The sequence below is a fragment of the Allofournierella sp. genome (genome assembly GCF_048388525.1).
Classification (GTDB): Bacteria; Bacillota; Clostridia; order Oscillospirales; family Ruminococcaceae; genus BQOK01.
Genome location: NZ_DBGCTQ010000096.1, coordinates 1 through 9,709, shown reverse-complemented (window position 1 = coordinate 9,709; position 9,709 = coordinate 1). Strand labels below are relative to the sequence as shown.

The window sequence follows — 9,709 nt, the reverse complement described above, 5'->3', positions numbered from 1 at the left end:
CGGTATGGCCTGCCCAGGCAATGCCCGCCCCACCGCAGAAATTGCGGAAAAACCGACCTTGCCCACTTACCAATAAAGTATACCAACAGTCACACGGAAAAGCAACTGTTTCCCGCCGCGCCCCGCCCGTTTATTTTTGACGGTATCTATGCTATACTTTTAACAGGAAATACGAAGAAAGCGGGGGGCCAGGCATTGCAACAGGACATGGAGCTGCAGCAGGCCTTATATCAGCTCTTTAAAATGCAGATCCAGTTCGGGGCGCACCGGTGCGGGGATGCGCTGCCCACCATCCGGGAGGCCAGTGGGTATTTCATGGTCTCGGTGGACACCATTCGCCTTGTCTATCTGCGCCTTAAGCAGGAGGGATATATTTCCCTGAGCACCTCCGTGGGTGCAAGGGTGCGGGTAAGTTACAGCGATGAGGAGACACAGCGCCATATCCAGAACTTTTTCGCTCAACGAAGGGAGCCGCTGCTGGATCTGGCGCGGTCTTTGCGGCCGCTGTGCAGCTTCGCGCAGTGGTTCGCGCTGAAAAACTGCCCCTCGGAAACACTGGAAGAACTGGAACGCAGCTGTGCGGCGGCGCAGCTTTCGCCGGTTTACCGGATGCTGCAGCAGCTTCAGCTGCTTTATCGGCCGCTGGGAAACGAGTTGTTTGTTCGGCTTATGTGGCAGATCTTCCTCTTTTTCCAGGCTGTGTTCCTGAGCGTTCCGCACAGCAGGGGATACTTTCGCGGCTCAGACCCGCTGCTTCAGATGATCGGCCTGTGCCGGCGGGGGGATTGGGCGGCGCTGTGGGAGTGTGTGGAGAAATACCAGGAGCAGGTGATCCGCTTTTTGGAGCAGTTCTACCAGGAAAATATTCCTGAAGGTCCCGCGGCAGAACAGGTCGCCTTCTCCTGGAGCGTCTACAAAAAGACCTCGCAAATTTGTTATTCCCTCTGCCTGGACCTGCTGCTCGCCATACGCGGGGGCGTTTACCCGGTGGGCCGCCTGCTGCCCACGCCCGCAAGGCTTGCGCAGGAAAAAAAGATCGCGCTGAACACGGTGCGGCGCACCTATGCGCTGCTGAATAAGCTGGGCGCCGTGCGCTCCGAGAACGGGGTGGGGACAAGGGTGCTGCCGCCGCTGCAAAGCGCGGCCAACAGCGACCCGACCGACCGGACACTGCAAAGGCGCCTGCTCGATTTTGCCAAGGGCTGCCAGATCCTGGCGCTTTCCTGCCGCGCCTGTTCCCGGGCGACCCTGGCTGCCATGGACGGGGAGGCAGTGCTGAAATGGCTCGCTCGCTTCGAGGAGGTGGAGCGGGAGGGGGTATATGAAAATCTGCTTTACACCTGCTATGCATTTATTGCGGCCTATGCGCCTTACCGGGCGATCCGCACGATCTACGCGCAGTTGCTTCGAATGCTTTTTTGGGGGTTCCCTTTGCGGGACCTGCACGGCGGCCGCAAGGCCGTCAACGCCCATTTTGCGCCGTATCTGGGCAGTTTGAAGGCATGCCTGCGCTGTGCGGACGGGGAGACGTTTGCCCAAACGCTGGAGGAACTGCAGATCACCGAGACCCGCTGTGTGGTAAAATATTTGGCGGAACTGGGCCTCGAGGAAGCGGGCGCGATCCTGCTTCCTTGCAACGAAATCTGAGCGGCAGCCCGGGAGCTGCCGCTTTTTGCTGCCAAAAGCGGCTTCGCGCCACTTTTGGGTAAATACTACTTTACTTGACGTAGTAGTTGTGCTATACTGAGATTACTGCACCAGGTGAAGTAGGGCCCGCGGGGCGCGCCGAGAGTACGGCGGGCCCCCTTTTGAAAAAGAGGAAGGGGATGAGGGGGATTGATCAGCAGCGACGTGATACGGGGCTATAACGACACCATCCTGCTCGCCTTGCTGCTTCACAGGGACGGCTATGGGTATGAATTGTCGCGGGAGATACAGACCCGCACCGGAGGCGCCTACCCCATCAAGGAGACCACGCTGTATTCCGCGATCAACCGGCTGCAAAAGAACGGATACATCAGCGCCTACCAGGGCACCGAGACCTTTGGCAAACCCCGTACCTACTACACGATCACGGATCAGGGGCGGGCTTATTATAAGGAAAAATGCGACGAATGGGCGGTGACAAAAAAGGTCATCGACCTGTTTGCCAGCGGGGAGGAAACACTATGAGCAAGATCAGCGTGTACGTGGACAATGTGTTTGCCGCACTGCCGGATACCGGCGAGGCGCGGCAGATGAAGGCAGAGATCACCGCCAGTATGGAGGAACAGTACGAGGCGGCCCTGGCCGGGGGCGCAAGTGAGGAAGCCGCCCTGGGCCGCGCCGTGGGCCAATTCGGCAGCGTGGAGGAGCTTCGCGAGGCGTTGGGCTGCGAAAGGGAAGAGGCGCCCCGCCCGCGCCCCACCCAGGAGGACCGGGCTTTTGCGGTGCAGTGGGTGGGCGAATATATGGCCTTTAAGAAAAAATTTGCCAAAATGATCGCCCTTGGGATTGTTTTGTGCTGCCTTGCACTGGGGACCACCGGCATTATGGGGATGTGGGAGGGAACAACCATGGAATGGGCCATGGCAGTCCCGTTTTTCGGCCTTGGCGGTCTTGGCGCCGCGGTGCTGGTATACTACGGCATCCAGCACGCGAACTACACAAAAATGCTCAAAATGTTCGGACTGGACGAGGAGGGGAACTGGGCCCAGGTGCCGGAGCAGCCCACCGCAAAGCAAAAGGCCGATCAGGCGCTTGCCGGCCGCATCTGCAGTTTGATTATGTCGGTCATGACCCTGGCCTTTTTGCTTTTAAGCTTTGTATTTCATAAATGGGCCTTTTCCTGGGTGGTGTTCCCCATTGGGGGCGTATTGTGCAGCATTGTGCGCAATGCCATGGGCGCGCCGGACGAAGATTGATTTTTTGGCACCAAACCGCCTCTTTTGCATATAGTGAAGTAGCCAACATTTTTCTGTTGAGTTCCATGATTGCGGAGGAGAGTTTGTTATGTCTATGCCGGTCATTTCCATGCATTGCAACCCCATCACCATGTGCCAGGCGGTTACCGACCTGATCGAAAGCATCGCCCTGGAGGAAACTGCCCTGAGCCATATCCTGAACGCCGAGGGCGAGAAGCTGCAAAGAGTCATCGGGCTGGAGGATGTGGACTTCTGCCAGCTGATGGAAGTGAACGAGTCCGTGGCCAACATGGTTGGCGTGGTGAGCAGCCTGGAACTGGTGCTCAAGGAGAAGCTGGAGTTCATCTCCAACAACCTTTACTATCCTTCCCGCGACGAGAGCTGATCCAAAACATCATAGGCCTATGCAAAAATGCCCCCTGGTACACAGGGGGCATTTTTGCGGCGGGGGATTCAGGATGTATGGAAGGTCAAAAAAGCCGAGCGCGCACAAAAAATGCGGCCAGCACCTGCATTGCCAGAAGGAGGGGCACGCCATACAGAAATTTTGGCTTGCGGGTTTTGTGGTGAAATAAAAGCATGCCCGCCAGAAAAGCAAAGCTGCCCCCCAGCGCGCAGAGCCAAAGCAGCGTGCGCTCCGGAACGCGCCGCTTGCCGCGGCAGGCCTGGCGTTTATCCCAGCCGCAGATCAAAAAAGCCGCCGCGTTAACGCAGGCAAGCCACAACAGAAAAAGCGTTTGCATGGGCACAGCCTCCCAAACTGGGTCACAGAATAAAAAACGGACAGGCGTTTTGCCTGTCCGTTTATGGCGGAGAGAGAGGGATTCGAACCCTCGGTTCCTTTAAGGGGAACACACGATTTCCAGTCGTGCGCCTTAGACCAGCTCAGCCATCTCTCCATGCCGCCGGCGCGGTTTTTGGGCCGCCTATTTATAATACTCAAAACAGGGCGGGATGTCAAGGCTAAAATGGAATTTTTCCCCGAAAAGAAAGAACGGGCGCCCCGCTTTTGCGGGGCGCCCGTTCGCAGGTTCCGCACATAAAAACGCGGCAGCGGGGAAGCGAAGGGCAGGGTTAATAGCGCGTGAAATCCGCCAGTTCGTCGGGGCCGGTGACGCCCAAAGCAAACGCTTTGGTGCGGGCTGCCGCATACAGCTCGGCATAGGTGGCCTGCTGGTAGGGGATGACGAACAGCACGCCCACGCCGCACAGCATGGCCCCCAGAAACAGCCAGCCGAAAAACGAAAGGTCCAGCACAAAAATCTCCATTTTTTCATCGTTGGTCATGGCAACGCTCAGTTCTTTGGCACGGCTGTAGCTCATGTAGGGATTTTCTGCCAGCAGGTAGGGCACATAATAGTATTGGTAGCTTTTATAGATCCCCGGAATAAAGCAGAGCAGGGTCCACAGAAAAATTTCCAGCCGCAGCTGGAACATCACCTTCACCACATTCAGGTACTGTTCCTTACCCCTGAAAGCGGAGAACATGGACTCCAGCGGCGGAAAACCGGCCCGGTTTTCCATCATAAAGCGGTTCTGCCCCACCTCGACCGGATTGCTCACAAAAATGGACCACAGCAGGCCCACGACGAAAAACACCGAAAAAACGCCGAACACCAGGCTGCCGAATAAACCGGACAGACTGTAGTCGTACCGAAAGGAATTCCACTGATCTGTAGAAAAATTAAAATCGAATTTAAAATTCCCCCCCAGAAGCGAGGTCAGCAGGCACACCGCAAAAACACGCCAATAATTGCCCGAAAGCACTTTTTTGGCATTATCCTTCAATAAAGGTCTGGACCAATACATTGATCTTTCCTCCTTTGTACGTTACTGGCCCTATTATAACATACTTATTGTGGGTTTTCACCGGGGAAATCAGAATTATCGCACAAGGCCAATCAAATGAATTTGTGCATAGTAAACAAATAGATGTTATAATATTAACAATCATTGGCGAACCAAAACATTGTTATTTAGTTAACGATATGGTATCATAAAATCATAGAGGAGAGGTTAGGTCCCCTAAAAACAAACCCGTGAACTGAAAGGACGGACGGCGCGATGGCTGAGAAGAAAAAGATGATCGTGGAACCCGCAAAAACCGATGTGGAGCGCATGATTGACGGTTTGGTGGAAAAGGCCCAGAAGGCTTTGGCCGAGTTTCTGACTCTGGATCAGGACACCGTGGATAATATTGTACACGAGATGGCCCTGGCAGGCCTTGACAAGCACCAGGAACTGGCCCGCATGGCAGTGGACGAAACCGGCCGCGGCGTGTACGAGGATAAGGTTATCAAAAACATGTTTGCCACCGAGTATATCTGGCACAACATCAAGGCCGAAAAGACCGTGGGCATTCTGGAAGAGAACGACATGGAGGGATATGTGGAGGTAGCCGAGCCGGTGGGCGTGATCTGCGGCGTGACCCCCACCACCAACCCCACCTCCACGACCCTGTTCAAATGCCTGATCGCGGTAAAAACCCGCAACCCCATTGTTTTTGGCTTTCACCCCTCCGCCCAGAACTGCAGCGCCGAGGCCGCCCGCATCGTGTACGAGGCGGCGGTGAAGGCAGGAGCACCCGAAAACTGCATCCAGTGGATCACCGAGCCCAGCGTGGAGGCCACCGGCGCCCTGATGCGCCACCCCGGCGTGGCCACCATTCTGGCGACCGGCGGCCCCGGCATGGTAAAGGCCGCGTATTCCTGCGGCAAGCCCGCCCTGGGCGTGGGCCCCGGCAACGTGCCCTGCTTTATTGAAAAGAGCGCCGACCTGCACCGGGCCTGCACCGACCTGATGATGTCCAAGACCTTTGACAACGGCATGATCTGCGCCTCGGAACAGGCCGTGATTGTGCAAAAGGAGATCGCCCGGGATTTTGAGGCTTTCATGAAGCTGAACAACTGCTATTTCCTGAACGAAGAGGAGACCGAGCAGCTCACCAAATACATGTTCCCGGACCCGGAGAAGGGCGTGTTCGCCCCGGTGGTGGGCAGAAGCGCCAACTGGATTGCCGAACAGGCAGGCCTTACCGTGCCGGAGAAGACCAAGATCCTGATCGCCCCGCTGGACAAACCCAGCGACGAACACCCCCTGAGCAAGGAAAAGCTCAGCCCGGTGCTGGCTTACTTTGTGTGCAGGGACAAAGAGCAGGGCTTTGAATATGCCAACAAAATGCTGGAGCTGGGCGGCCTTGGGCACTCGGCGGTGATCCACACCGGCGACATGAAGATCGCCGACGAGTACGGCGTGGCAATGAAGGTGGGCCGGATCATTGTGAACAGCCCCTCCTCGCAGGGGGCCATCGGCGACATTTACAACACCAACACCCCCTCGCTGACCCTGGGCTGCGGCAGCTATGGCAAGAATTCGGTGAGCCAGAATGTGACCACCGTGAACCTGGTGAACAAAAAGCGCATTGCAAAACGGAGGGTCAACATGCAGTGGTTCAAGATCCCGCCCAAGATCTATTTTGAGGAGGACTCGATCCAGTACCTGGAAAAAATGGAGGACATCAACCGGGCGTTCATCGTGACCGACCCTGTTATGGTGGAACTGGGCAATGTGGACAAGGTGCTGTATTACCTGCGCAAGCGTGAAAAATACTGCCACAGCGAGATCTATTCGGATGTGGAGAGCGACCCCAGCGTGGAATGCATCATGCGGGGTGTGGAAGCCATGCGGGCGTTCCAGCCGGATGTGATTATTGCCATTGGCGGCGGCAGCGCCATTGATGCGGCCAAGGGCATGTGGCTGTTCTACGAGCACCCCGACACCAGCTTCGACGGCCTGCGCCAGCGCTTTTTGGATATCCGCAAGCGCGCATTCAAATTCCCCGCGCTGGGCACCAAAACAAAACTGGTGGCCATTCCCACCACTTCCGGCACCGGCAGCGAGGTGACCAACTTCTCGGTCATCACCGACAAGCAGAACGGTAACATCAAATACCCCCTGGCCGATTACAGCCTTACCCCGGACGTGGCCATCATTGACCCCCAATTCACCTACACCATGCCCAAAAGCATCGTGGCCGACACCGGCCTGGACGTGCTGACCCACGCCATCGAAGCGTATGTATCGGTAATGGCCAGCGACTATACCGACGGCCTGGCCCTGCAGGCCATCGAGATGGTGTTCCACTACCTGGAGGCCAGCTACAACGGCGATAAGCTGGCCCGGGAAAAAATGCACAACGCCTCCTGCATTGCGGGTATGGCCTTCACCAACGCCTTTTTGGGGCTGAACCACTCCATGGCGCACAAGCTGGGCGGCGAATTCCATATTCCGCACGGCCGGGCCAATGCCATTTTGCTGCCCTATGTGATCGCTTACAACGCAAAGCGGCCCACCAAGTTTGCCTCGTTCCCCAAGTATAAGGAGTATGTGGCGGACGAGCGCTACGGCAAGATCGCCTGGCGCTGCGGCCTGTGCAACAAGGGCACCGGCACCTACGAAGCGGTGGACTGCCTGATCGCGGCCGTTCAAAAGCTGATGATGGACACCGAGCGCCCCCTCACCATCAAGGCCTGCGGCGTTACCGAGGAGGAGTTCCTGGCCAAGGTGGATGAGCTGAGCTACAAGGCGTTTGAGGACCAGTGCACCACGGCAAACCCGGTTTACCCGCTGGTGAGCGAGATCAAGGAGCTCTATCTGCAGGCCTACTACGGCAAATAAGCGCAGGGGCTGCAATAAAAAAACAGAGGGCAGGCGGAGCATGCTCCGCCTGCCCTCTGTTTTTGCACGGAAAAAATTAATAGTTGTCGGCCCGGACCTCAAAATATCCCTGCGGATATTTGCACACCGGGCACTGCTGGGGCGCCTGCTCGCCCTCGTAAATATAGCCGCAGTTTTTGCAGATCCAGGCGGTGGGCTGGGATTTTTTAAACACCTGTTTGTCCTCCACATTGCCGGCCAGCTTCAGATAGCGGGCCTCGTGAGTCTTTTCAATATCGGCTACGGCCCACATCAGCCTGGCGATCTTATCGAAGCCCTCGGCCTGGGCCTGCTCGGCAAATTGGGGGTACATCTCGCTCCACTCGTAATTTTCACCTGTGGCGCCGTCTTTCAGATTGTCCAGCGTGCTTTTAAAGCCGCCGTTCAGTTCGATGAACCAAAGCTTTGCGTGCTCGCGCTCGTTGCGGGCAGTCTCGCGGAAAATGTCCGCCATCTGCTGGTAGCCCTGTGCCTCGGCAAGGTCTGCATAATAGCCGTACTTGATGGAGGCCTGGCATTCGCCGGCGAAGGCTGCCATCAGGTTGGCCTGTGTTTTGCTGTTGTCCAGTTCCATTGGTAAAAGCCCCTTTCTTGGTGTCGGTTTCTGCTTTCAGTTTGCGGCAAAACAAAAAATTTATGCATCAGAGCGAAAAGGGGTTGACTTTTTTGCGCAAATGCTTTAAATTATACAAGGTAACTTCGTTACGGGCCTGTAGCTCAGTTGGGAGAGCGCTGCGTTCGCATCGCAGAGGTCAAGGGTTCGAATCCCTCCAGGTCCACCAGAAGCCCATAAAAAGAAGCCGGCTGTTTTTCAGCCGGCTTCTTTTTATACTATCCCAAATTCCTGATTTCTGCTGCCGTGTGGCAAAAAACGGGGCGGTCAATCCAGGCGGAGCAGCTCATAGCTGCGGCTGCCCACGCCCAGGGCCGCGGCGGCCTCCACCGTGTGCACGCCGTTCAGCGATTCGATGCGCCGGATGAGGCCGGCTTTGCCCGGGTCGGCCGAGCTGTACACCAGGTCAAGGCAGGCCTGGTCCAGCGCCACCGGGTCGAGGGAGGAGAGGATGCCGATGTCCGCAAGCTTGGGATCCTCGGCCACCGCGCAGCAATCGCAGTCCACCGACATATTACACATGATGTTCACAAAGCCGATCCTGCCCGCAAAACGATCCATGATGGACCCCGCCGCGTCGGCCATTGCCTCCAGGAACAGATCGTGCTCGGCGGTCCAGATTTCCTCCGGCTTGCCGGCGCCGTGGATATAGGCTTTGCCGTAGGCGGAGGCCAGGCCGATGGAGATATTTTTCAGTGCCCCGCCAAACCCGCCCATGGGATGCCCCTTGAAATGGGAGAGCACCAACAGGGAATCATAGTTTGCCAGGTGGGAGCCCACATAGTTTGTCTGGATCTGCCTGCCGCCGGGCACCTGGAGAGCAAGCTGACCGTCTTCGTCCAGTATGTCTACCGGGCCCAGCCCGGCCCAGCCGTGAAGCTCCAGGGTGCGCCTGTGCTTTTCGGTGGTGTCGCGCTCGCCCTCGTAGGCGGTGTTGCACTCGACCACAGCGCCCTGCACGCGGTCGATGGCAGGTTTCAAAAAGGCAGGGCGGATGAAGTTTTGGTTGCCCACTTCCCCTGAATGGACCTTTACGGCCACCCGGCCCGGAAGTTCCAGCCCCAGCGCCTCAAACGCCGTGACCACGGCCTGGGGTGTGAGTGCGGGCGTGAAATATACCTTTGCTGATCCCATTGTGATCTCTCCTTTGGTTCGGCGGCCCTACAGAGCAGCGCACCGTTGTTTGATCTTATCATAAAACCTGGAGTGTGCTCCAAGTCAACCCCTTTTTGCAATTTTTTTGCTGCGTGCGCAAATGCGGAATTTTGAAAAAAGGGGATTGACAGTGAAAAAAAGGTCTGCTATAATAGCAAAGCAGCCGCGAACAGCGGCTTGCAGCCCGTGGGGGTGTAGCTCACTTGGGAGCGCAAGCAACCGGGTGTGCTCCCCCGCAACGGAGAGTAAAGTCAAAAAATTGAATAGCTCAGAAATCCAGCAAAATCAAGGGTTTCTGGCAACATGGGGGTATAGCTCAGCT

At 56.7% G+C, this 9,709-nt stretch carries 9 protein-coding genes and 2 tRNA genes; 6 read left to right on the top strand and 5 right to left on the bottom strand.

From position 1 onward, the window contains the following. Positions 1-195 precede the first annotated feature (195 nt). From ACMLHZ_RS11535 to ACMLHZ_RS11520, 4 genes are all read left to right on the top strand, one after another. On the top strand, positions 196-1,647 hold the full coding sequence (locus tag ACMLHZ_RS11535) for a GntR family transcriptional regulator (RefSeq protein WP_418667841.1): 1,452 nt from the start codon (positions 196-198) through the stop codon (positions 1,645-1,647). Positions 1,648-1,836: 189 nt separating this feature from the next. After that, positions 1,837-2,172: a PadR family transcriptional regulator gene (locus ACMLHZ_RS11530; protein ID WP_418667840.1), complete on the top strand. Its 336-nt coding sequence runs from the start codon at positions 1,837-1,839 to the stop codon at positions 2,170-2,172. After that, positions 2,169-2,903, top strand: coding sequence for a permease prefix domain 1-containing protein (locus tag ACMLHZ_RS11525; RefSeq protein ID WP_418667839.1), 735 nt, complete (start codon positions 2,169-2,171; stop codon positions 2,901-2,903). The genes ACMLHZ_RS11530 and ACMLHZ_RS11525 overlap by 4 nt, the downstream gene beginning before the upstream one ends. 88 nt (positions 2,904-2,991) lie before the next feature. Further along, positions 2,992-3,288, top strand: a complete 297-nt coding sequence (locus ACMLHZ_RS11520; protein ID WP_418667838.1) for a hypothetical protein — start codon at positions 2,992-2,994, stop codon at positions 3,286-3,288. 85 nt (positions 3,289-3,373) lie between these two features. Here the strand turns inward: ACMLHZ_RS11520 and ACMLHZ_RS11515 are convergent, their stop codons facing one another. The 3 genes from ACMLHZ_RS11515 to ACMLHZ_RS11505 form a co-directional block, all read right to left on the bottom strand. Further along, complete coding sequence (locus ACMLHZ_RS11515; RefSeq protein WP_418667837.1) at positions 3,374-3,646, bottom strand: DUF1294 domain-containing protein; 273 nt, start codon at positions 3,644-3,646, stop codon at positions 3,374-3,376. A 64-nt stretch (positions 3,647-3,710) separates the two neighbouring features. Continuing rightward, positions 3,711-3,802: transfer RNA gene (locus ACMLHZ_RS11510), tRNA-Ser, on the bottom strand. Between the two features lie 175 nt (positions 3,803-3,977). Continuing rightward, positions 3,978-4,712 (bottom strand): DUF975 family protein, encoded by a 735-nt coding sequence (locus ACMLHZ_RS11505; protein ID WP_418667836.1) that lies wholly within the window; start codon positions 4,710-4,712, stop codon positions 3,978-3,980. 255 nt (positions 4,713-4,967) lie between these two features. On the opposite strand from ACMLHZ_RS11505, the gene adhE reads away from it, so the two are divergent. Next, the gene (adhE, locus tag ACMLHZ_RS11500) at positions 4,968-7,580 is read left to right on the top strand and encodes a bifunctional acetaldehyde-CoA/alcohol dehydrogenase (RefSeq protein ID WP_418667835.1); all 2,613 of its coding nucleotides are present in this window, start codon (positions 4,968-4,970) and stop codon (positions 7,578-7,580) included. Positions 7,581-7,656: 76 nt separating this feature from the next. Here the strand turns inward: adhE and rbr are convergent, their stop codons facing one another. Continuing rightward, positions 7,657-8,193 carry a rubrerythrin gene (rbr, locus tag ACMLHZ_RS11495; RefSeq protein WP_418667834.1) on the bottom strand — a complete coding sequence of 179 codons (537 nt, stop codon included), beginning with the start codon at positions 8,191-8,193 and terminating at the stop codon, positions 7,657-7,659. Positions 8,194-8,325: 132 nt separating this feature from the next. Here rbr and ACMLHZ_RS11490 point away from each other — a divergent pair. Continuing rightward, a tRNA-Ala gene (locus ACMLHZ_RS11490) sits at positions 8,326-8,401 on the top strand. Between the two features lie 98 nt (positions 8,402-8,499). Here the strand turns inward: ACMLHZ_RS11490 and ACMLHZ_RS11485 are convergent. Further along, on the bottom strand, positions 8,500-9,366 hold the full coding sequence (locus ACMLHZ_RS11485; protein WP_418667833.1) for a DUF362 domain-containing protein: 867 nt from the start codon (positions 9,364-9,366) through the stop codon (positions 8,500-8,502). Between the last annotated feature and the right edge of the window lie 343 nt (positions 9,367-9,709).

Coding starts and splice junctions, on each gene's coding strand:
- ACMLHZ_RS11505 (WP_418667836.1), bottom strand. CDS start 4,712: ATGTATTGGTCCAGACCTTTATTGAAGGATAATGCCAAAAAAGTGCTT.
- adhE (WP_418667835.1), top strand. CDS start 4,968: ATGGCTGAGAAGAAAAAGATGATCGTGGAACCCGCAAAAACCGATGTG.
- ACMLHZ_RS11485 (WP_418667833.1), bottom strand. CDS start 9,366: ATGGGATCAGCAAAGGTATATTTCACGCCCGCACTCACACCCCAGGCC.
- ACMLHZ_RS11520 (WP_418667838.1), top strand. CDS start 2,992: ATGTCTATGCCGGTCATTTCCATGCATTGCAACCCCATCACCATGTGC.
- ACMLHZ_RS11515 (WP_418667837.1), bottom strand. CDS start 3,646: ATGCAAACGCTTTTTCTGTTGTGGCTTGCCTGCGTTAACGCGGCGGCT.
- ACMLHZ_RS11525 (WP_418667839.1), top strand. CDS start 2,169: ATGAGCAAGATCAGCGTGTACGTGGACAATGTGTTTGCCGCACTGCCG.
- rbr (WP_418667834.1), bottom strand. CDS start 8,193: ATGGAACTGGACAACAGCAAAACACAGGCCAACCTGATGGCAGCCTTC.